The organism is Methylobacterium sp. 285MFTsu5.1, from assembly GCF_000383455.1.
GTDB lineage: Bacteria > Pseudomonadota > Alphaproteobacteria > Rhizobiales > Beijerinckiaceae > Methylobacterium.
Genome location: NZ_KB911311.1, coordinates 1 through 22,179, shown reverse-complemented (window position 1 = coordinate 22,179; position 22,179 = coordinate 1). Strand labels below are relative to the sequence as shown.

General features: G+C 67.1%; 21 protein-coding genes. 7 read left to right on the top strand and 14 right to left on the bottom strand.

The genetic code is table 11. The features are described from left to right. Nucleotides 1–36: 36 nt before the first annotated feature. Entirely contained in the window at nucleotides 37–531 is a 495-nt protein-coding gene (locus H288_RS0129970; RefSeq protein WP_020096265.1) for a GNAT family N-acetyltransferase, read from the bottom strand. 494 nt (nucleotides 532–1,025) lie between these two features. On the opposite strand from H288_RS0129970, the gene H288_RS36360 reads away from it, so the two are divergent. From H288_RS36360 to H288_RS0129950, 3 genes are all read left to right on the top strand, one after another. After that, entirely contained in the window at nucleotides 1,026–1,148 is a 123-nt protein-coding gene (locus tag H288_RS36360; RefSeq protein WP_020096263.1) for a hypothetical protein, read from the top strand. A 173-nt stretch (nucleotides 1,149–1,321) separates the two neighbouring features. Then, nucleotides 1,322–1,585, top strand: a complete 264-nt coding sequence (locus H288_RS33165) for a hypothetical protein (protein ID WP_020096262.1) — start codon at nucleotides 1,322–1,324, stop codon at nucleotides 1,583–1,585. 80 nt (nucleotides 1,586–1,665) lie between these two features. After that, nucleotides 1,666–2,901, top strand: a complete 1,236-nt coding sequence (locus tag H288_RS0129950; protein ID WP_020096261.1) for a crosslink repair DNA glycosylase YcaQ family protein — start codon at nucleotides 1,666–1,668, stop codon at nucleotides 2,899–2,901. Nucleotides 2,902–2,916: 15 nt separating this feature from the next. Here H288_RS0129950 and H288_RS0129945 read toward each other — a convergent pair whose 3' ends face one another. The 4 genes from H288_RS0129945 to H288_RS0129930 form a co-directional block, all read right to left on the bottom strand. Beyond that, nucleotides 2,917–3,432 (bottom strand): STM3941 family protein, encoded by a 516-nt coding sequence (locus H288_RS0129945; protein WP_020096260.1) that lies wholly within the window; start codon nucleotides 3,430–3,432, stop codon nucleotides 2,917–2,919. A gap of 480 nt (nucleotides 3,433–3,912) precedes the next feature. Continuing rightward, nucleotides 3,913–5,289 (bottom strand): MFS transporter, encoded by a 1,377-nt coding sequence (locus H288_RS0129940; RefSeq protein WP_020096259.1) that lies wholly within the window; start codon nucleotides 5,287–5,289, stop codon nucleotides 3,913–3,915. A 201-nt stretch (nucleotides 5,290–5,490) separates the two neighbouring features. Continuing rightward, nucleotides 5,491–6,141 (bottom strand): polysaccharide deacetylase family protein, encoded by a 651-nt coding sequence (locus tag H288_RS33160; protein WP_029359437.1) that lies wholly within the window; start codon nucleotides 6,139–6,141, stop codon nucleotides 5,491–5,493. Nucleotides 6,142–6,215: 74 nt separating this feature from the next. Next, a complete protein-coding gene (locus H288_RS0129930) occupies nucleotides 6,216–7,151 on the bottom strand; it encodes a LysR substrate-binding domain-containing protein (RefSeq protein ID WP_128083379.1) in 936 nt (311 codons plus the stop codon). A gap of 177 nt (nucleotides 7,152–7,328) precedes the next feature. Here H288_RS0129930 and H288_RS33155 point away from each other — a divergent pair, with 177 nt between their 5' ends. From H288_RS33155 to H288_RS0129910, 4 genes are all read left to right on the top strand, one after another. Further along, a complete protein-coding gene (locus tag H288_RS33155; RefSeq protein ID WP_020096256.1) occupies nucleotides 7,329–7,817 on the top strand; it encodes a carboxymuconolactone decarboxylase family protein in 489 nt (162 codons plus the stop codon). Nucleotides 7,818–7,897: 80 nt separating this feature from the next. Beyond that, nucleotides 7,898–9,292 carry an MFS transporter gene (locus H288_RS0129920; protein ID WP_106735965.1) on the top strand — a complete coding sequence of 465 codons (1,395 nt, stop codon included), beginning with the start codon at nucleotides 7,898–7,900 and terminating at the stop codon, nucleotides 9,290–9,292. Then, entirely contained in the window at nucleotides 9,289–9,945 is a 657-nt protein-coding gene (locus H288_RS33150; protein WP_020096254.1) for an alpha/beta fold hydrolase, read from the top strand. Before H288_RS0129920 ends, H288_RS33150 begins: the two co-directional genes overlap by 4 nt. A 14-nt stretch (nucleotides 9,946–9,959) precedes the next feature. After that, a complete protein-coding gene (locus H288_RS0129910) occupies nucleotides 9,960–10,811 on the top strand; it encodes a fumarylacetoacetate hydrolase family protein (RefSeq protein WP_020096253.1) in 852 nt (283 codons plus the stop codon). 595 nt (nucleotides 10,812–11,406) lie between these two features. Here H288_RS0129910 and H288_RS0129905 read toward each other — a convergent pair. The 9 genes from H288_RS0129905 to H288_RS35820 form a co-directional block, all read right to left on the bottom strand. After that, entirely contained in the window at nucleotides 11,407–12,207 is an 801-nt protein-coding gene (locus H288_RS0129905) for an alpha/beta hydrolase (RefSeq protein WP_020096252.1), read from the bottom strand. Between the two features lie 140 nt (nucleotides 12,208–12,347). After that, the gene (locus H288_RS0129900) at nucleotides 12,348–13,697 is read right to left on the bottom strand and encodes an MFS transporter (protein ID WP_020096251.1); all 1,350 of its coding nucleotides are present in this window, start codon (nucleotides 13,695–13,697) and stop codon (nucleotides 12,348–12,350) included. Nucleotides 13,698–13,870: 173 nt separating this feature from the next. Beyond that, nucleotides 13,871–14,677 carry an enoyl-CoA hydratase-related protein gene (locus tag H288_RS0129890; RefSeq protein WP_020096249.1) on the bottom strand — a complete coding sequence of 269 codons (807 nt, stop codon included), beginning with the start codon at nucleotides 14,675–14,677 and terminating at the stop codon, nucleotides 13,871–13,873. A gap of 43 nt (nucleotides 14,678–14,720) precedes the next feature. Beyond that, nucleotides 14,721–16,280 (bottom strand): AMP-binding protein, encoded by a 1,560-nt coding sequence (locus H288_RS0129885; RefSeq protein ID WP_020096248.1) that lies wholly within the window; start codon nucleotides 16,278–16,280, stop codon nucleotides 14,721–14,723. Further along, nucleotides 16,273–16,806, bottom strand: coding sequence for a (2Fe-2S)-binding protein (locus H288_RS0129880; protein WP_020096247.1), 534 nt, complete (start codon nucleotides 16,804–16,806; stop codon nucleotides 16,273–16,275). Before H288_RS0129880 ends, H288_RS0129885 begins: the two co-directional genes overlap by 8 nt. Continuing rightward, the gene (locus H288_RS0129875; RefSeq protein WP_020096246.1) at nucleotides 16,794–17,657 is read right to left on the bottom strand and encodes an FAD binding domain-containing protein; all 864 of its coding nucleotides are present in this window, start codon (nucleotides 17,655–17,657) and stop codon (nucleotides 16,794–16,796) included. The genes H288_RS0129880 and H288_RS0129875 overlap by 13 nt, the downstream gene beginning before the upstream one ends. Beyond that, complete coding sequence (locus H288_RS0129870) at nucleotides 17,654–20,626, bottom strand: molybdopterin cofactor-binding domain-containing protein (protein WP_020096245.1); 2,973 nt, start codon at nucleotides 20,624–20,626, stop codon at nucleotides 17,654–17,656. Before H288_RS0129870 ends, H288_RS0129875 begins: the two co-directional genes overlap by 4 nt. Nucleotides 20,627–20,763: 137 nt before the next feature. Continuing rightward, nucleotides 20,764–21,621, bottom strand: a complete 858-nt coding sequence (locus H288_RS0129865) for an AraC family transcriptional regulator (protein WP_020096244.1) — start codon at nucleotides 21,619–21,621, stop codon at nucleotides 20,764–20,766. 190 nt (nucleotides 21,622–21,811) lie between these two features. After that, on the bottom strand, nucleotides 21,812–22,179 hold a 368-nt coding region (locus H288_RS35820), incomplete at its 5' end, for a hypothetical protein (RefSeq protein WP_210163420.1).

Genomic DNA, 22,179 nt, shown 5'->3' with positions numbered 1-22,179 from the left:
CCTGTCTGTATGGACTTGCCGTCGGCTCGTGCAAGGTCAGCGTGGGCCGGGCAGGCGAAGAGCGAGATAGCGGACGGTCTTGGCCCCGCCGTGAATGGTGGCTGCGCCGACCTCCTCGAAGCCGAGCCGGGCGTGGAAGGCGTCCGAGCTCGGGTTGGGCGGCATCGAGTTGACTTCGCACACGATCAGGTCGTGACCGGCCTCGCGGGCCTTCCGGAAGAGATCCTCGTAGAGCCGCCGCGCATGGCCGAGGCCGCGGGCAATGCCGGCGACCACGACCCGGTCGACGTACACGAAGCGCGGGTAGCGACTGCGGAACCATAGATAGTTCGGGCTCGCATAGGTCGGATGCCGCTCATCGAGGGCGATAAGGAAAGCGTCATTGCGGCCAATCCGGCGTACGTGGAAGCTCCCCGCCACGAGCTCGGAGAGACCTTCCTCGTCGAGCAGGGAGAGCTCGGCCGCGTGCGCGTTGTTGAGGGCCAGTATCGGACTGGTGTCGGTCGATGAGATCTGCAGCAGCGATGTCATGCACTCTCGCGTGTCGTCGGCCGAGCGTTGTACGCCATCCCGACTGCAAACTGGATCGAGGCAGCCGTTGTGGTCCCAGCGCGGATCGCAAGCTAGGTGGCCGGGACTCGGGAGTTGCACCTCTCGCTCTGGCATGCATTATACCAGTGACCTGACGCATGGGTCGTCCTCAACGCACCTCGCGCACTCGTCAGAAACGTCGGGGGCGTTTTTTCTTGGGAGCGGTACGGCCGGCAGCTTCGGATGGAAGCTCGACGAGGTCTGCGGCGGCGGTCCTTCGGCCAGGAAGGCGCGATGGACGCTCTCGGTCGCCGGCGACACGATGATCGCGTCGATCGCACGCGGCTTCAAGGCCGGCGAGCCGTTCACCCTGAAGCGCTGCGCCACGAGGTAGCCGGGAAGCCGAGCCTGAGGCCCGGCCGGCTATCGCTTCCCGCCGTTCGGGTCCATCCATGGGCGGGCACGCCCCTCCCCCTGGGTGCGAAGGAGCTGCGATGAGCCCGCACGACTACACGTGGCTCCTGTTTGCGACGCCCACGGCCGTCGCCCTGCTCGGCGCCTTCGTCTATGTCGCGACTGGTCTTCAGGACCGGATCGACGGCCGCTGCGACCGGTAGACCGGGCCGCTGGCCCTGCCCACGAATGGTGCGCCTGTGCCGGGCGCATGGGGCGGCATCCCCGGGCGGAACCCGAGGTTCCGGATCCTGTTGTGGGATCGGCGAGCGCAGATGCCACTTGGCCCATCGGACGCCCGCCCTTCGGAAGGATCCAGATCGGGCACCTCGGCACCATGAAAGCAATCGTCTGTCTGTCCGCCGTCGTCGTCGCATCGACGCCCTTCGTCGGCACGCCCGCCAGGGCCGACGATGCCGAGGCGGCGCGCCTGTGCCGAGGAGACGCATTCAAGCTCTGCCTGAGCGAGATCCCGGACCGTGACCGGATCACGGCCTGCATGGTCCGGAACAGGGCGCGCCTGAGTCCGGGCTGCCAGACGGTGTTCAACAAGCCGTCCCGGCCAGCCACCGTCGAGGCCGCCAGCCACACGATCCGCTGAGCAGATGACGGTGGAGGGTATCCTCCGAAGGTCAGCACCTGCGGCCGTAGGATCGTGACGCCCGCCTCCCCGCCCATCCCATGGCTGGATCGAAGCTGGAACTGTCGATTACCGAAGCGCGCCGCATCGCGCTGACCGCCCAGGGCCTCGGCATGCGCCCGCTGTCGGACGGGATCGCCGTCTCGCGGATGCGTCGGCAGATAGGCCGCCTGGGCCTGCTCCAGATCGACAGCGTGAACGTCCTCGTCCGCGCCCACTACATGCCGCTGTTCTCGCGCCTGGGGCCCTACGACCGCGGCGCCCTCGACGCCCTGGCTGTCGCAGGCTCGAAGCGCTTCTTCGAGTACTGGGGTCACGAGGCGTCCCTCCTGCCGATCGATCTCCAGCCTCTGCTGCGCTGGCGCATGGACCGCGCCCGCCAGGGCCACGGCGTATGGAACCAGCTCAAGGCGTTCGCGGGCGAGCGGCGCGCGGAGGCGGACGCCATGCTCGCCCGGATCGGGCAGGAGGGCCCGCTGGCTGCCTCCGACGTCTCGGGCCCGAAGGCGTCCAAGGGCATGTGGGTCTGGAGCGATGCCAAGCACGCGCTCGAATGGCTCTTTTGGGCAGGACTCGTGGCGTCGACGCATCGGAGGGGCAGCTTCGAGCGCGTGTACGACCTGCCCGAACGGGTGCTGCCCCGCTCCGTCCTCGCCCGACCGACCCCGGCTCCGGTGGACGCCCGGCGCGAACTCGTCGCGCGATCCGCGGAGGCGCTCGGCGTGGCGACCGCGAACGACCTGCGCGACTACTACCGCCTTTCGCCGACCGAGGCGCGCCTGCCCATCGAGCAGCTCGTCGAGGAGGGCGTGCTCATTCCCGTGACCGTCCGCGGATGGCAGCAGCAGGCGTACCTGCACAGGGATGCCCGGCCCGGCCGCCGTCACCGCGGCGCGGCCCTCTTGTCGCCGTTCGACCCGCTCGTCTGGCACCGGCCACGGACGGAGCGCCTCTTCGGATTCCGGTACCGCCTCGAGATCTACACGCCCGCCCACAAGCGCGAGCACGGCTACTACGTGCTGCCGTTCCTCATGGACGGCGCGCTGGTAGCCAGGGTCGACCTGAAGGCGGATCGACGGGCCGGGGCGCTGATCGTCCTACGCGCGCATCAAGAGCCGGGTGCGCCGGCGGCTACGATGGAGCGGATACTCGCGGAGTTGCGATTGATGGCCTCGTGGCTCGGCCTGTCCGACGTCGTGATTTCGTCGACAGCCGGGCTGGAGAGCCGCGATCACCGGGTCAGTTCCCGGATGAGCGACCGGGCGGCGATGGAATAGCCGGCGGACCCCAGGCTACGCGTTGCGCCGGGCCGCGGACACCGCCTCGGCCAATGCCGGGAAGCCGCCGCGCAGATCGGCCGCCGTCATCCAGTAACCGGACCGCCCGAAGACCCGATTCAGTTTGGCCCTGCGGCGCGCCCCCTTCGTCCAGGACAGATGCGCGTCGGCCGTCGGGTCGATCTCCAGCACCAGCATGCGCTGCCGCTGGATTTGCATCGGGGTCACGCTGCGGATCGTCTCCCAGGGGATCCAGTCGGTCGACAGCCTGCGATCGTAGATCCCACGCGGCCCGACGGACACCACCGGTTTCGACTGGAACAGCTTGGGGAAGATCAGCACCGTGCAGAGGCCGAAGAACGCGACGCCGGCATAGGCCTCGAACTCGGCGAAGCTTCCGGGCGTCACGGCCGTGCGCCCGATTGTCGGGTGCGCATAGATCAGCCAGCCGGCGAAGGCCGCGAAACCGACGGAGGCCAGGAAGAGGCCGATGGTCCGCCACGGCGAGCGATGGATCTCGACGACATCCACGTAGGCGAACTCCGCAATGCGATGGGCTGACCTGCGCCAGGTCGCTCCTCGGGAGAGCGACTATCGCGCGCCCGAAGGCGATACCGTAGCCGATGTTGGGCGACTTCCTGCATGACGCTGTCCCAGAACGCCTCGGCGCGGGCGCGTTCGGGTTGATTCTCCACCTTGTTCAGGCAGGCCCGAATGAAGACGCATCCGCCGCGACGGCCTCAGCGCGGATCAGCGGGGCGGCATTCCTGGCCTGGATCTTCTCGACAATCGAGAGCAGGTGCGCGCGATCCACCGTCTTACGCGTGGCGCTGCCGGAGCGTCCGCTTCGGAGAACACGGCGGTGTACCCCGAATGGCCGGGTTGAGCGCGAAGCGAAACGGTCGGTCCTACGCGCCCCGACGATCCGGCGAGACGTAGTCTGGCCGTAAGCGGCCGATCCGCTTCAGAGCATGCCCGCTGTGGAATTGAACACTAGCGACAGGAGCGATGTCACGACCGCGTGCCGAAGTCGCAGCCCGTGTTTATTGGCTTTGATGACAGAGGTCTTTCAACCAAACGCGGGTTGCGGAGGGAGAGAATAGCCATTCCGCCGGTGGCAAGGACGAAAGCGACGAGACCCGTCGAGACGGCGAGACCGCCCGTCAGGCTCGTGAAAAATCCGAACGCGATTGGCGCCGCCAGGCTTCCGACCTGCCCCATGCTGCTGATGAAGGCGAGACTTCCCACGGCTTCGGCTTCGGTCAGGAAGCGCACCGGTATGGTCCAGAACAGGGCGGTCGCCGACAGATAGCCGATGGCGAGCAGGGCCAGGCAGGCGATGGCCGCCGCAACGTTCTGCGCGACGAGGGAGATGGCGAGGGCGGCCGTCGCGGCCAGGAAGGCGGATAGGGCGAAATGCCACCGCCGCTCGAGCCGCCGGTCCGAACTACGGCACAGCAGGAGCATGCCGACGGCACCCACGGAATAGGGGATCGCCGACAAGAGCCCGACGCTGAACACGTCGGCTACGCCCGATCGCTGGATAATCGTCGGCGCCCAGAAGTTCAGAACGGTCCCCGCCCAGGTGATGGAGAAATATCCGAAGGTCGCGATCCACAGCTTCGGATTTCGCAGGGCCGACAGGAAGGCCCTCGCTGGCGCGTGTCCCTGTTCGAAGGTCCCGGATGAGAGATCGGCCGCCACGATCGCCTTCTCCCGTGGCGTCAGCCAGGCGGCATCCGCGGGTCGGTCACTCAGCACAAAGAACGCGCCGACTCCGACGAGTACCGGCAGCGCCCCCTCTACGAGAAACAGCCATTGCCAGCCCTTGAAGCCGGCCGCGCCAGCGAGGTGCTGGATGATCCAACCGGAGGCTGGTCCGCCTACGATGCCCGACACCGCAATGGCGAGGACGAACAGCGACATCACCCGCCCGCGCAGGCGATGGGGGAACCAGAAGGTGAGGTAGAGGACGATGCCCGGGAAGAAGCCAGCTTCGGCCGCACCGAGTAGGATCCTGGCCAGGTAGAAGGTCGCCGGGCTCGTCACAAACGCCATCGAGCAGGACACGAGGCCCCACAGACACATGATACGTGTCAGCGTCTTCCGCGCGCCAATGCGGCCAAGGAGAAGATTGCTCGGCACCTCGAAGAGGATGTACCCGACGTAGAAGATGCCGACGCCGAAGCCGTAACTCGCGTCCGACAGGCCGATGTCACTCTGGAACGTCAACTTGGCGAAGCTGACGTTTACACGGTCGATGTAGTTCAGGACATAGCATAGGAAAATCATCGGGATCAGCCGGAGGCTGATCTTCCGATAGATCCTGGCTCGTTCGTTCTCAGACGCTTGCTCGATAGCAACGCGCGTCTTGGACGCATCGGCCATTCCAAATCCCCCATCGCGAGCTTGGCTTCCGCGGCGCGATCCTGTTCGAATAATTCGCGTCGTCCCGACCGAGCCAAATCTCGCTACGAAGCATAGCAGGCCATTTTGCAGTGTTGCGATGATATATTTTCGTCGTTTCAATCGATGCCATCGATCGATGATGCCGGCAGATCTGTCGCACGCCCTGCGAGGGTGTGCCGATCAATCGGCCATGAAGTCCGGAGACATCGACACAGTCCGTCCCGCTTCGGTCAAAATCACCGACCTCGGAATCGCCTGCTCGAAGGTCGCTCCAAGATCTGTCAGACGTTGAAGCAGCTCAGGCAACCGGACGAGGCATCCAGCCTCGATGTCATGAATGACCATGACACTCCAGTCCTGCTCCCGCACCTGGGCCATCGCGGTCTCGACCCAGCCGTCCGCGTCCTTCCAGTCACCGGGGACGCTGTTCCAGGTGATCGTCGTGTAGCGTTCGGCGAGGAGGTGATCGAGCGCCGCCCGACTCAACAGATGCCGGCCGATCAGTCCGTCGTTCCCGTAGGGGCGGAAGAGCTTCTCCGGTCGCGTCAGCGAACCGATCCTTTGCTGCGTCTCCTCGATCTCTCGGAGCGCATAGTCCCGGTCCGTCCGGTCCCCGAGTGCCACCGAATGCGTAAAGGTGTGATTTCCGATCCAATGCCCCGCTGTATGAGCAGCCCGCATGAGATCGGCTGCAGCGGGGTCGTCGAGCCTCTGCCCGATCACGAAGAAGGTGGTCTTGATTCCGGCCCGGTCTAGGATCCCCAGGATCTGATCCGTCACATGTGGTGTGGGGCCGTTGTCGAAGGTGAGGGTGACCTGCTTGGCTGCCATATCTGACTCCAATTCGGGCTCGTTCGCCGTAGCGGTCGTGGACACACTGGCGAGCTCCCGCGACGACATCCCCGCTACAACCGACGCGTCGAATGAGAAGTCTTATCGCAGGCTCGTCGGAGCGTGTGCAGGAAGGATGCGACGTGCGGAGGCAGGACCTCGTTCCGGCGCAATAGCACGCCAGGGCTCCGCATGGGCGTGGGAGTTTCGAGAGGAACCGACAAAAGCGTCCCATCCTCTGGGACGGCCTGTCTCGACAGGATCGCGACGATGTTCATACGCCGAACGAGGCCGAGGATGGGACCGATCGTGTTCATCTCTGCGACGAGGTGCGGGACGGCGCCGCATTGCCGGAAGCAGTCATCCAGCAGCCTGCGGGTGGTGAATTCCGGTGAGAGCAACACGACCGGCTGATGGTGGAGTTCCGCCATGCGGACCCATTTCCGGGCTGCCCACCGGTGTTCAGGCGAAAGCACGAGATCCAGAGGCTCGTCATAGAGGGGTTCGAAGGCGAGATCCTGCTGGTGGTCCGGCCTGTAGGAGATACCGAGATCGAGGGCACCGGCCAGGAGCCGCTCCTCGATCACGCTAGCGGCGAGTTCCTCCACGACGACGCGCATCGAAGGATTGCGGGTGAGGAACTCGGTCAGGCAGGCGGGGACGAGATTGACGTTAAAGGTGTGCGTCGCGGCGATCCTAAGCCAACCGGTCAGGACCTGATCCTGGGGGGACAGCGCCCGAAGGCCCTCGTCCAGTTCGCCGAGGGCCCGTAGGACACGGGGCAGCAGGTTCTGCCCGGCTTCAGTGAGGAACACGCGCTTGCCGACGCGGTCGAACAGGCGTTGCCCGACCTGATCCTCCAGTTGCCGGATCTGGTGAGACAGGGTCGATTGGGTGATGTGCGTCTGCCGCGCGGCCCGGGTGAAGCTCAGGTGCTCAGCCAGAGCCACGAAGTAACGCAGGTGACGGAGTTCCATCGGTCTGCCCGTTCGATCGACGGCATCGATCAATTGAATGCATCGATATCATTATATCGATGCAACCCGGCGCGCTATACGACGCTGACGCTGGGCTGACGGCTTCTACCTTCACGGTCCGCCACTCCGCGCAAACGCCCTGATTGGGAGCTCGAAGTGCCGAGGATTGGGAACGCGAGCCGGGCCAGCGTCGGACCAGATCACCAGGGATTGTTCGACCGCCTGGAAGCGCTGCGGGGAAAGCCGGTCGAGAACGTCTTTCTCGCCGTCGCCAACGCGCCTGCGCTGTGTGACGGGGTTCTCGCGATGGCGATGTCGCTGCGCCAGAGCACTCTGCTCGACCGGCAACTTCGCGAACTAGCCGTCCTGACGGTCGGGCTTGAGACGCGGGCTGACTACGAGGTCGCGCATCACTGGAACTCGGCGGTGAAGGCCGGGCTGTCCCAAGCCAAGCTGGAGCAGCTTGCGCAGTTCGAGACGGATGACCGGTTCACCGCTTCCGAACGCGCCGTCATGCGCTTCGCTCGCGACGTGACGCGGACCGGCCGTGTCGATGACGGCCTCTGGGCCGAATTGTGCGGGTTCCTGGACGAGCAGGAGCGACTAGAACTGGTCCTGACGACGGCTTGGTACAACTGCGTCGTTCGCATCCTCCTCCCCCTCAATATCGAACTTGAGGACTGGTTCTCACGTCTCTGAGGGCGAGCGCGAGAGAACTTGCGCCCGGCGTGCCTTCGAACCGGACGGAAGTTCCGGAACAGAATAGGGAGATCATGAAAATGGACGTGACGCCCGGAGGTGATCCGCCCGTGCTTGGCCGACCGCCGGCTAAGTCATTCGAGACGGATGATGTGGATAGCGCCGCACTCTATCGAAAATTGCAGTGGCGGCTGCTGCCGTTCCTCTTCGCATGCTACGTGGCTGCCTATCTCGACCGGGTGAATATCGGCTATGCGCAGTTGCACATGCGCGCGGAGCTGGGCTTCAACGACGCGGTTTACGGCCTCGCCGCCGGACTATTTTTCGTCAGTTACTTTCTGTGCGAAGTCCCGAGCAACTTCGTCCTTCAGCGCGTCGGCGCCCGGCGAACGCTGGCGCGCATCCTAATCCTGTGGGGGCTCGCCTCCTCGGCAACGATGTTCATCACCGGGCCCCATTCGTTCTACGCGCTGAGGCTGATCCTGGGAGCGTTCGAGGCGGGCCTCGCCCCCGGGGTGATGTACTATCTGACGCTCTGGTATCCGAACCGCCGCCGGGCGGAAATGACTGCAATTTTTCTGAGCGGCAGCATGCTCGCCGGTGTGATCGGTGCACCTGTCTCAGGCTTCATCCTCGAAGGCATGCAGGGTGTCCTCGGCCTCAGGGGCTGGCAGTGGATGTTCCTTCTGGAGGGCATGCCGGCCGTGCTTCTCGGGCTCGTCGCGCTCCGGATCCTCGTCGACAAGCCTCAAGATGCTCCCTGGCTGACATCATCCGAGAAGATGCTCCTTTTGGCAGAGATCAACCGGGACGCGAACTTGGCTGCCGGCGGCCATGCATTCGGTGCGGCGTTCCGCGACCCACGAATCTACGTCCTCGCGCTGGCGTACTTCACCCTCGTCTGCGGGCTCTATGCGATCACCTTCTGGATGCCCGTGATGATGCAGGCCGCCGGTGTCCAGGGAGCCGCCGCAATTGGCCTATGGTCCGTAATCCCCTATGCGATCGGCGGCATCGGCATGGTGTGGCTGTCCCGACGCTCTGACCGACGGCAAGAGCGGCGGTGGCACTACGCCGTCTGTGTCGGTGTCGGTGCCTGCGCGCTGATTGGGGCGTCCCTCGCCGGCGCGAACCTTCCAGTCGTCCTGGCACTGCTCTCCGTCGCGACCGCGACGCTCTTCGGCGCGATGCCGATCTTCTACGGCATCCCGATGGCCTATCTCCCCGAGCGTTCGGCCGCGGGCGGCTTGGCGCTGATCAACTGCCTTGGCCTCACGGGTGGCTTCGTGAGCCCCTTCCTGCTGGGCTGGATCCGGAACGCGACGGGGAGCCTGACGCCCGGCCTGTGGTTCATGACGGGCCTGATGCTGACGGGCATCGTGGTGCTACTCCTGGCGACACGCCGCCCGTTCACGCGAGTCACGCCCCACCCCGCCAACTCCGGGCTCAGTTTCGGGTCGGAGGCAGGCCGGTGAGCCTCGATAGCTTGGCCCACCGCTGGTATGCGTCGGAAGGGAGCCGATCGCCGCTCCTCCTGCTGCACGGCACCGGAGGTGACGAAGACGAGCTTGTGCCCTTTGCCCAGGCAGCGGCCCCCGGCGCGCCGATGCTGGCCGTCCGCGGAGCCGTATCGGAAGGTGGCAAGCTGCGCCACTTCGCTCGCCATCCGGACGGTCGTTTCGATTCATCCGAGGTCGTCCGCCGAGCCGATGAGCTGGCGGCCTTCGTCGCGGCCGCCCGCGACCGTTACGGTTTCGGGCCCCCGCTTGCCCTCGGCTTCTCGAACGGAGCCAACATCGCGGCCGCACTCATGCTTCTGCATCCTGCTCTTCTGAGGGGCGCGATCCTGTTGCGCGCCGTTCCACCGCTGACTGGTACCGCGGCCGCTGCCCTTGTCGGGCAGCGCGCCGTCGTTGTCTCGGGCGAGACGGATACGATCGCGCCGCCGGCACTCGGGGCCGATCTGGCACTTTGCCTGACCGAGCTGGGCGCCGAAGCGACCCACCATGTCCTACCCTGCGGCCACGACCTGACACCGGCCGATGTGCCCCTCGCCCGCGACTGGCTCAGCTCTCTCGCCGAAGGGGCACCCGCTGGACCGGCTTCCTCCCACTTGATTCGCCCTTGATCCGGAGATGATCGATGAAGCTCTGTCGTTACGGTGAGGTTGGGTCCGAGCGGCCTGCTCTGGTCGATGCTGCAGGCGTCCTCCGCGACCTCTCGTCGGTGTGCCGTGATCTTGGTCCGTCCGAACTCGCGCCCGACGGTCTCGCCAGGATCGCACAGACGGATCCGACGCGGCTGCCCCGGGTAGAAGGAAGCCCCCGCCTCGGCGTTCCCTTCACAGGCCTCTCGAAGTTCATCTGCATCGGGCTCAACTACTCGGACCACGCGGCCGAGGCCGGCATGGCCATCCCGAGCGAGCCAATCATCTTCCTCAAGGCTCCGAGCGCCGTCTGCGGGCCGAACGACGACACGATCCAGCCCCGCGACTCAACCAAGCTCGACTGGGAAGTGGAACTCGGCGTCGTGATCGGATCGACGGCGCAGTACGTCACCGAGGAGTACGCCCTCGATCATGTTGCCGGATACTGCGTCGTGAACGACGTCTCGGAGCGGGCCTTCCAGCTTCAGTCCAGCCAATGGGACAAGGGCAAGGGATGCGATACGTTCGGTCCAATTGGACCCTGGCTCGTGACAAAGGACGAGATCCACGATCCGCAGCAGCTCGACATGTGGCTCGACGTGAATGGAACCCGCCGTCAGACGGGCAATTCGCGCACGATGATCTTCGGCGTTCGCGAGATCATCGCGTACTGCAGTCGGTACATGACGCTCCTGCCGGGCGACATCATCGCGACGGGCACGCCGCCGGGCGTCGGCATGGGGATCAAGCCCAAGCCCGTCTGGTTGCAGCCGGGCGACACGGTCTCGCTAGGGATAGAGGGCCTCGGGCAGCAAAGCCAGCGCATCCGGCGGACCGATCACGGCTAGGGCGCCTGTCGGCCGGCTCAGGGTCGGGAGGGCGACCCGCCATCCAATCCGGGCTGAGCCGGCGGCCTGCTCGGATCATGCATTTCGCAGAATCGCGATCTTAGGCCCGTAGGTCCGCTTCAATGTGCGGCAGGTGCAGAACTTTGCAACGGCATTGCACGTGCTGACCACGAACGCAGTGAAATGCGGAGCACTACGGGCTGTGTTGGCCAATTCGCCGTGACGCGGGAGGTAGTGGCCGAAGATGGCGTGGCATAGCAGCATGATCTAGGCCTCACACCTGAACGAACAAATGGCGCTCACCTCAAGCAGGCCAATGCCTGGCTTCCCTCGTGAGTATGCATGTGGCCGACGTTCGCTTTCATGACTTGCTGGCCGAAATTCGATAGACAGAAAACCACTCATCGAAGACGTTCACAGAAGTGCTTCGTGATGGAAAATGCTGGCCGGAAGCGGAAAGGCGATTTGCGGAAGTGCGGGACATATAGCGGACGTGGCGTTTCGGCCTCTCGCAGAATCGCGAACTGAAGATGTGCTTCTGTTGTCGGAGACAGCTCCGTCATTCATCATAGCGCCGTCAGGATTGTGTAGGTCCTTAGCCTGGTTCGTCTTTCAGGACATACTCGACGAAAGCCGAGATGAGAGCGACCGTGTCCGCGAAAGCTTCGCGATGTGGTTCATGACCGACACCCGGCATCTCACGGACTGTGAGCAGGCTGGGTGGACATGATCTGCGGGCTGCAGCGATCTGGGCTTGCGTCCCGTAGGCGTCCTCGGTTCCCTGTATAAGTGTCACGGGGACGGTCAGGCGTGTCAGCGCAGCCTCGATCGTCCATCCGCGCCGGGCCGGATCCAGCCATGCGTCGTTCCAGCCACGGAAGGCCCCTTCGACATCGGTGTGCCAGCGGCCGAGGCGGGTCCTCAAGAGCCCCCGCTCGTAGGCGGCTCGGGTTCGCCGGATCGCGGACAGCGTGACCTCCTCCACGAAGAAATGCGGTGCCATCAGCACACCGCCCCGCAGGCGGGCATCGCCTTCCGCCAAGGCGAGAGCGGCGATCGAGGCGCCGTCGGAGTGGCCGATCATCACGCCGCTCCTGAATTCTGCGGCGTCGAGTAACCGCGGGAGGACTGTGCGGGCCTCGTGCTCGAGATAATCGGCCGGGCGAGGCAAGGGCACCGGGCTCGACGCGCCATATCCCTGGCGGGAGACGGCCAGGACACCGCACTCTGTCGTTTGGGCGAGAGTCTCGGGCAGGGCGCCCCATTGCATCGCCGAACCGAGGCCTTCGTGGAGCAACACAAGCGTGGGGGCCACCTCCGGCTGTCGACCGACGAAATGATATTCCAGTCGACCATCGCCGAGATCGAAGAAGCCGGAGGATTGCAGACGAGCCATTTCATCGCTCCCACCGGGATTCGACCAGCACGTATCGTCCTTCCCTCGGAATAGGGAAGGACGGACTGGTCAAGGGCGTGCAGGCGGAGGACCAGCAGAACGCTCGCCCTGGGAGGTGGCTCCGCCTGCATGGGGGGCCGTCACGCCCGGTCGAGGTTGCCCTGCGTCTCCGGAGTGATAACGGCGCCAACGAGATAGACTAGCGTGACGCATGTCATCACGACCGTCAGCACCATCGGGATCTGCGTCGGCCCATCGGCGATGAGGGAGACGAACGTCGGCAGCATGCCGCCCAGCGCGAAGCCGATATTCCAGGTCAGGCCCGTCCCCGTGGCCCGTACCGCCGTCGGGAATTTTTCATTGAGGAAGATCAACAGCGGCGCGTAGCTGGCGTTGGCGATGAGCGAGAGAAGGAAGGCACAGGCCGCGACCCCCATGAGGCTCGTCGTGTTCGCCATGGTCAGGAAGAGAACGGGAAAGGCGAACAGGCGGATGACTCCCATCAGCAAGAACGACCGCTTGCGCCCGATATGCTGGCTCAGTTCGCCCATGCCGCAGGCGCCGATCGCCGCCGCCACGTTGGCGCCGATCAGGATCATCGAGGCGGTGGCGTTCGGTACGCCGTTCACGAGCTTGAGGAGGGTCGGCAGGTAGCCGGACGTGAGGTAGTAGGCCGCGCCGCCGCCGAAGGAGATGAGCGTCGCGACCGCGAAGCTTCCCCGGTTGGACGGCGAGAACAGCGAGCGGATCGGCGAGGCCTTCGTCGGAGCACCCTCCCGGAGCGCGGCCTTGCGGGCCTGCAGTTCCTTGAAGATCGGGGATTCCTCGAGGTTGCGGAAGAGGATCAGGCCGATCACCGAGGTCAGTAGGCCCGAGAAGAACATCACCCGCCAGCCCCAGTCGGCGAAGGCCTCGCCCGGCGCCATGAGCGAGACGAGATAGAAGACCAGGGAGGCCAGGAGGCCGCCGATGGCCGAGCCCCCGCTGCCGACCGCCCCGGACATCAGCCCCCGCCACCGCTCCGGCACAGATTCCGTACCGATCGTGTGGGATGCCGCAACGACACCGCCGACGAAGACGCCCTGGACGAGGCGGAAGAATAGGAAGATCGCGGTGGCGAGCCATCCGATCTGGCCGACCGTCGGCAGGAGGCCGAAGACCGCCGTCGACAGGCCGACGCCGATCACCGCCACCATGAGGGCGCGGCGGCGGCCGAAGCGGTCCGCATAGGAGCCGAACAGGGCGGAGCCGAGGGGCCGGATCAGCAGCGTGACCGCGAAGGAGGCATAGGCTCCGGCCAGCGACAGCATCGGCTTGTCCGCCGGGAAGAACAAGGTGCCGACGACCGGCGCCACGTAGAGCAGAATGAACAGGTCGAAGAGATCGAGCCCCCAGCCGAACAGCGAGGCCATGGCGGCCGTCGCCGTCTGCCGACCGGTGGGCCTGGCGAGGGCGGGGGGATCGGATGCGAAGGTGGCGGCGGTCTGCATGGGGTTCCTCCGGGGGATGCGGTCGTTGCCGCGGTGGGGCCGGTTCGGGCTCTGGGTCTGGATGGGAGCCATTCGGGCGCGCGCCGTCGTTTCCCGCCTGGGCGGGATCGAAGCGATGCGGTGAAGGTCACGGGATGGGGGGAGCCGCTATGCAGCCCCCCGGCGCGGCCGGGCTATGAGCCGGTGAAGCGCGGCGCGCGCTTGGCGTGGAACGCTTCGACGCCCTCGCGGAAGTCATCGGCCTGCCGCAGGCGGCTGTAGCAATGCCCTTCGAGCTCGATGGCGATGGAGAGGCTCGCATCCTCGGTGTCGTTGAGGAGCTTCTTGGCGGTGCGCTGGGCGATGGGGGAGAAGGCGCGCAATTCGTCGACCAGCGCGTCGGTGGCCTTCTCCAGGTCCGCGTCGGCCACGCATTCGGTGGCGATGCCCCAGTCGAGGGCCTGCCGTCCGGGGATGCGCTTGGAGCGCATCACGATGTCCTTGGTCCGGGTGATGCCAACGATCTTCTGGAGACGGGCCGAGCCGCCGGAGCCGGGAATCTGCCCGAGCTTCTGCTCGGGCAGGGCGTAACGGCAGGTCTCGGAGACGATGCGGAAGTCGCAGGCCAGCGAGATCTCGAAGCCGACGCCGAACGTATAGCCCCGGTTGGCGGCGATGACGGGCTTCGAGCAGCGGGCCGGCGCCGCCATGTTCCAGGCGAGCTTCGAGACGTGCTCGGGCGAGGCGTCGAGGAAGCCCTTGATGTAGCCCCCCGACGAGAAGTGTTCGCCCTCCGCCCGCAGGACGATGACCCGCACGCGGGGATCCTCGTCCAGCGCCTCGAACACCTTACGGATCTCGTCGCGCTGGGGCATCGCAATGACGTTCATGGGCGGCCGCGCCAGGATCACGTCGGCGCGCTCGCGCTCCGAGTCGATCTCGACGCGGAACCCGTCGAGGTTCGTCAGGCGCGGGTCGATGGTGTGGGTGTCGCTCGTCATGGGTTTGGTCTCTCGCTTGTGATTCGGAGTGGGGGCGGGACCGTCAGGCAGCCTCGTGACCTTCGGCATGGGGCTCGGCCCCGCCTTCCAGGACGTACTCGCCGGCCACGAGTTGGCGGCGCAGCAGCTTGCCGACCGGCGATTTCGGGATCTCGTCCACGAAGACGTAGCGGCGCGGCAGCTTGTGACTCGGCAGGCCGCCGGCCCGGCAATGGGCGTCGAGCGCCGCCGCGTCGGTGCTGCCGCTCCGCTTGATGAAGGCCGCGACGATCCGGCCCCAGCGCTCGTCGGGCAGGCCGACGACGGCGACTTCGGACACCGCCGGATGCAGGGACAGGCGGCTCTCGATCTCGACGGGCGAGACGTTCTCGCCTCCGGTGATGATCATGTCGTCCACCCGCCCGGTGACGTAGAGGTCGCCGTCGGCGTCGGCGAAGCCGGTGTCGCCGGTGAAGTACCAGCCGTCGCGGAAGGCCTTGGCGTCGGCCTCGGGGCGATGCCAGTAGCCCTCGAAGGCTTCGTCGCCCTTGGCGATGACGGCGATCTCGCCCTCCTCGCCCGGCGCGGCGGTCCGGCTAGGATCGCCCCCCAGGGACACGACACGTACCATGGTGTTGAGGCCCGCCCGCCCGGCCGAGCCGGGCTTAACCGCCGCCTCGTGGTTGATCGTGAAGGTGTAGACCTCCGACGAGCCGTAATGATTGACGAAGAGGTCCGGCCGGAACGCCTCGGTCAGGCGGGCGAGCAGGCCGTCCGTCATCGGTGCCCCGGCGAAGCCGAGCTTGCGCACGGAGGTCGTGTTCGTCGCCTGGAAATCCCGGTGGTGCACGAGGTCGTGGTAGAGGGTTGGCACGAGGTAGAGGTTGGTGATCCGCTCGGCCGCGATCAGCCGCAGCGCCCCCGCCACATCGAACCGGGGAAGGCAGACGAAGGTCCCGCCGATCAGCGACATGGCGAGGAGCGAGCGCACCCCCATCGTGTGGTAGAGTGGCATCACGCCGAGCGTGCGCTCGCCGCGCCCGTAGAGGTTTTGCGCTACATGGGCCACGGCCGCCGCGCGCTCCGCCCGGTGTCGCCGTGGGACCCCCTTGGGCTTGGCGGTGGTGCCGGAGGTGTAGAGCATCAGCGAGATCGCCTCCGCGTCGGCCCGGGGCGTCGCCGACGGCTCCTCGGTGGCGGCGAGGTCGGCGAAGGCCGTCTCGCCGGGGCCGGGTGGCGTGCCGACGGCGATGCGCGGGATCAGCTGCGATGCCGCGCTCTCACGCAGGCTCGCGGCCGAGACCGGTTCGTAGGCGATGGCGCGGGCTTCCGCGTTCTCGATCGCGAAATCGATCTCCTCGGCCTTGGCCCGCCAGTTGATTGGCGTGATCACGACTCCCGAGAATTGGCAGGCCCAGTGCAGGGTCGCCGCCTCGTGCCGGTTCTGAAGGACCGTGACGAGGTGGTCGCCGGGCTTCAGCCCGAGCCGGTCGAGCCCGGCCACGGTCGCGGAAATGACCCCGAACCACTCCGCGTAGGTCAGCCGGGTCTCCCCGTCGACGAGGGCCAGGGCCCAGGGATCGCGGGAGACGCTCGCGAGGAAGCTGGTGCCGAGATCAAGCATGGGCGGCCTCCGGGGATGACGGGGCCGGGATGTCGCCCCTGAGTTCCGCAGCCGCCTCCAGGGCGGCCTCGATGATCGGCGCGTAGCCGGTACAGCGGCAGAGATGGCCCCCGATCACTTCCGTGATCTCTCGTCGTGACGGATTCGGCCGGAGCGCGAGATAGGCGTCGAGTGACATCAGGATGCCGGCGGTGCAGAAGCCGCATTGCAGGGCGTGCCGCCGCCGGAAGGCCACCTGCAGCACCCCGAGGCGGCCAGGCTCCGGGGCCAGACCCTCGACGGTCCGCACGGCACAGCCCTCGACCCCCACCGCGAGGGTCAGGCAGGCCCGGGCGGGCACCCCGTCGATGGACACCGTACAGGCGCCGCAGACGCCGTGCTCGCAGCCGACATGCGTGCCCGTGGCCCCAAGCCCGTGGCGCAGGGCGTCGGTCAGCAGGGTGCGGGTCTCGACTTCGACCGCGGTCTCGCGCCCGTTGAGGGTGAAGGCGACCGTGTGACGGTCCTGCGCGTCTAGCTGTGACATGGCACGGCCTCCTGATGGGTGTCGCCGCGGGCGACCTTGGCGGCTTGTTCCAGCACCCGGCGGCCGAGGCTGCGCACGAGGTCGCGGCGGTAGCGGGCGGTGGCGTGGAGGTCGTCCCCCGCGCCGAGGTCCCAGGCGAAGGCGTTGAGGGCATCGTCGAGCGCAGAGCCGTCGAGGTGGGGGAAGTCGCGGGCTGTCGGCCGGTCGGCGACGCCGCCGACAGCGAGCCGCATCCGGGTGCCGTCCACCACGGCGGCGCAGGCGACGATCGCGTAGTCGCCGTGTCGCCGCCCGATCTCAGCGAAGGCCGTGCCGGTGCCCTCCCGCCGCAGCGGATAGGCGATGGCCTCGATCATCTCGTCGTCGGCCCGGTCAGTGACCATCATGCCAGCGAAGAAGGTCTCCGCCGCGACGCGCCGGACCTTTCGCCGGTTGCGCAGATGCACCTCGCCCTGGAGCGCCACGAGGCAGAGGGGAATCTCTGCGCTCGGGTCGGCATGGGCGACGGAGCCACACAGTGTCCCCCGTGCCCGGGTCTGGATGTGCCCGACCCACGGCAGGGCGGCGGCCAGCAGCGGCAAGTCCCGGGCTAGCCCCGGCCGGTCGAGCAGGATCGCCTGCCGCACGCCCGCCGGGATAACGAGGGCCCCCTTGTCGAGGCGAGGCTCCTTGAGAGCGGGGATGCGCATCACGTCGACGAGCACGGCGGGCTTCGTCAGCCGCATGTTGAGCATCGGCATCAGGGACTGGCCGCCCGCGATGATCCGGGCCTCGGGGCCGTGCTGGCGCAGGGCTTCGAGGGCGTCGTCCACGGACGTGGCGCGCAGATAGGCGAAGGGCGCGGGTTTCATGCGGACACCCCCAGACGCGCGAGGAGCCATCGCAGGGCGGCCGGGAGGCGGAGCCCGCGCTTGCCGGACCCGCCGGCTCGCCGGGCGAGGGCCGTGAAGAACCCGCCGATGATCACCCGCGCGGCCCCGTCGAGGAGGCGTCCGCCCACCGCCGCGACCTTGCCGCCCACCGCCGCCTCGTAGACGTAGGCGATCCGCGTGCCCCCCGAGCCGTCGGGCTCCAGGGTCAAATGGCCGGTGCCGCCGCCGCTGCCGAGGCCGCCCGTCACCGTGCCGGTGAGCGTCACCGCCCGGGGCTCATCGAGATCGGAGAGGATCACCTCGGCCTTGTAGCGACCCTTCACTGGACCGACGCCGAGGGTGACGTCGGCCCGGAACCTTGTGTCGGAGAGCTTCCGCACCCCATGCGAACCGGGAATGATGGAGGCGAGCACGTCCGGGTCGAGGAGCATCGCCCAGACCGTCTCCGGCGGGGCAGTGACGGTGGCCGCGCCGTCGCCGCGCAGGGTCCGGTCGCCCGCCTTCGCGGCGGCCTTCGCGGCTCGACCGGCCGGCGGCGCCGGCTCGTCGCCCCCTGCCGCGAGGGCGGCGAGCTTGGCAGGCGTCAGGGGCAGGTCGATGGCCTCGAGGTCGAGAGCGTCGGCCACCGCGTTGGCGAGGCAGACCGGCGTCGACATGCAGTTTCCCTCACCGACCCCCTTCGCGCCGAGCGGCGTGAAGGGAGACGGGCTCTCGACGTGCAGGATGCGCAGGTCCGGCACCTCGGTCGCGGTGGGCAGGAGGTAATCGGCGAAGGTGCCGGACAGGAAGGCGCCGTCGTCGCCGTAGGCGAGTTCCTCGTAGACTGCCGCGCCGAGCGCCTGCGCGAAGCCGCCGCGCACCTGGCCCTCGACCATGCCCGGGTGCAGTACGCGCCCGCAATCGTGCATCGAGACGTAGCGGTCGATGGCGATTTTCCCCGTGACCCGGTCGATCTCCAGGCCGCAGATGTCGAAGATGAAGCCGTGGCAGAGGGAGGAATTGATATGGTCCTCCGCGTCCGGAGCGGTCAGCTCCGGGGGCGTCCAGAACACCGTCTCGCGGATCACCGCGCCGAGATCCTCGGGCACGAGGCCCGGCGACCAGTGGCTCGTGGCGGCCACCCGCGCGAAGGGCAGGCCTGCATCCGGGTTCAATCGCGAGGCGATGCGCCCATCCGCGAAGAGCAGGTCCTCGGGACGTAGGTTCAGCTGCGCCGCCGCGATCCGCGCGAGCCTGTCGCGCAGGCGGGTGGCGGCGAGGTGCGCGACCCCCGCCACGGCGGCGGCGAAGCGGCTCGCATAGTTGCCGGAGGCAATGGACCATGCGTCCTTGGCGGTGTCGAGGTCGGCCGTGACCCGGACCTGCTCCATCGGGAGGCCGAGGACGTCGGCCACCACCTGGGCCAGCACTGTCCGGTGCCCTTGGCCCTGCGGCACCGAAGCGACCTGCACCGTCACCGAGCCGACCGGATCGAGGGTGATGGTGGCGGTCGATTGCGCGCCGTTCTTCGGCCCGGCCTTGGTGCGCTCCTCCGCCGTCAGGACGGTGGTGATGTAGCCCATGTTGGAGACGCTGGGCTCGACCGCCGCCGTCAGGCCGATCCCATAGAAGCGGCCCTCGGCGCGGGCGGCGTCCCGTCGCCGCTTCAACTCGACGAGCCCGCCATCCCGGGCGGCTTCGTCGAGGGCGCGCTGGTAATTGCCGGAATCGTAGAGAGCGCCTGTCGCGGTGCGGTAGGGAAAGGCGTCGGCCGGGATTAGGTTTGCCCGGATCACCGCGAAGGGATCGAGGCCCAGCGTCACGGCGATGCGCTGCATCAGCCGTTCGAGCGGATAGTAAACCTGCGGCCCGCCAAAGCCGCGCACGAGGCCGGTCGGGGTCTTGTTGGTGAGCACCACCCGGTTGCGTACGGCGACGTTGCGGATGGCGTAGGCGCCGGTGAGGTTGCCGTGCATCCGGTAGAGCGTGGCGGGTTCGGGCGCCCGCAGGTAGGCGCCGCAATCCTCGACCTGATCCCAATCGAGAGCGGTGACGCGCCCGTCCGCCTCGAAGGCGGCCCGGAGGGTCGTGACCCGGTTCGTGGCGGAGACGGAGGCCGAGAGGTGCTCCAGCCGGTCCTCGATCCACTTCACCGGCCGTCCCACGAGGCGGGCCGTGGCGGCGATCAGGACCGCGTAGGGGGCGACGCCCTGTTTCACCCCAAAGCTGCCGCCGGAATCCGGGGGCGTGCGCAGGCGCAGGCGGTTGCCCGGCACCTTGAGCGCCCGGGCAACGACCGCGTGAATGCTGAACGGCCCCTGGAAGTTCGCGAGCACGTCGTAGGAGTCGTCGGTGGGGTCGTAGGAAGCGACGACGCCGTAGGTCTCCATCGGCGAGCCGGTGTTGCGCGGGTAGCGCACGGTCACGGACAGGCTGTGCGGGCTATCTGCGAAGGCGACCTCGGGGTCACCGTAGCGGAAACGCCGGTCGCTCACGAGATTCGCGCCGACACCCTCGTGCAGGATCTCGCTGTCGGGGGCGAGGGCCGCCAGCGGGTCGACCACCGCCGGGCGGACCCGGTACTGAACCTCGATCAGGTCGCAGCCGTCCTCCGCGAGGTAGCGGTCGCGGGCGACGACGATAGCCACCGGCTCGCCGACATAGCGCACCCGGTCCACCGCGATGGCGCGGGCATCGACGGCCGCCCGCAAGGCGGGGACGAGACCGGTGGTGACGGCATCAAGGTCGCGGCCCGTGATCACGGCGGTGACGCCGGGCAGCGCCTTGGCCGCCTGGACGTCAATGGCGAGGATGTCCGCATGGGCGTGGGGCGAGCGCAGGATCGACGCGTGCAGCGTGCCGGGCCGCGTGCCGAGATCGTCGATGTAGCGGCCGAGCCCGGAGAGCAGGGCGGCGTCCTCAACGCGCTCTACGGACCGTCCGACATAGCTCGTTGACACGATGCCCAAGCCGCTTCCTCCACCGGACCTCTCGATGGGGTCCTTGTCGCGGGCAGAGTGACGGATCCGGGCGGGCGCCACGATGCCGAGGCATCTCGCGACTTACCCAAACGTCTCATTTTCGACGTGGCGGAGGGCCTTTGGCTTCACACGGCGGGTTGGCCGCTTCGCCGGACAATGCTGCGGAATACGCTTGGGGGCACGCTGACATGATCCCGGAAGAAGCGCGAGAAATGGGCAGGCGCGGCGAAGCCGAGGCGCGTGCCGATCGCCGCCAAGGATTCCTCGCTGCCCACGATCGACTCGACGGCCTGCTCGATGCGGATCGCGTTGAGGAAGACGTGGGGCGGAGCTCCGGTGGATTGCTCGAACAGGCGATAGAATTGCGCTCGGGAAAGGCCCGCCTCACGGGCCAGGGCCTCGATCCCCAACGTGGCACCGGGCTCGGCGCGCACTCGCGCGATAGTCCGCCGGATGCGCCAATCGCTGGCGTTGCGCCTGGCGGCGGCGCGGAGCGACTCGGCCTCCTCACGCCACGCGGTGAACCGCTCGATTACCGCGATCATCAGGCCCGACAGCAACTGATCCTGAATGTGCGAGGAGTGCGGCGCGTAGACCATCTCCGCAGCGAGGTCGTGCGCGAAGCGGCGGATCGTCGGGGTCACGCCGCCCAAGGGCTTTCCAAAGAAGCCAGGCGCCCCGCTCGCCGCCCAATTGCGCCGGAAGGCCCCCAGCCAGTCCGGCTCGATATAGAGGGCCAGGATCATCGCCTTGGCGCGGCGCGGATCATGGAGATAAGCGTGCGTTTCCCAGGCATTGACGAGCACGGCCTGTTCGTCGGTCAGCGCAACGACACGGTCCCCGACGAGGAACTCGGTGTCGTCCCCTTCGACCTTCAGAAGAACGTGGCAGTGCGGATGCGCGTGCCGAACAAGGCTCCGGTCCATGTCGAGGAGCGCCACGCGACCAAAGGTGCCATGAGCAATCTCGAGAGCCTCAGACATGCCTGCAAGTAGCATGATTCCGGCGGCACAACCAGTTTCTGGCCGGCCGGCTGATCGCATAAAATACGCCGTGTCGTCGCTCCGACGATCTTACGGGATAGCTGATTTCCGTTCCGAGCCTACCCATCAGTGCTATGGCACCATCGACTTTCAGGACATGCAATGTTCTCCGGCGCCAGTATCGATCGCTTCATTGCGGCAAACGACAGTTCCAGTTGATGCCGACACTGTCTGCTTGCCGCGAGGCAGGCAGCGCGCTCCAGCGGCGGGTATGGGCGCCAAGCCGAATGTCTGGTTTTACCCGCGATTGCGATCCAGCGTGTCGTAGTCTGGCCGATAATGGAACGGCTGCTTTGGAGATGGGGGGCAGAAAAAGCAGATGGGGTGGATGGCTCCCGCTCCGACTGACGGCATCTCGGTGCCAAGATGTGGTCGCTGTTGAAGCAGCAGCCACGCTCATGCAGGAGCCATCCCCATGGAGATCACCACCGTCGGCATCGATCTGGCCAAAAGCATCTTTCAGGTTCACGCCGTCGATGCAGCTGGGCACGTCGTCGT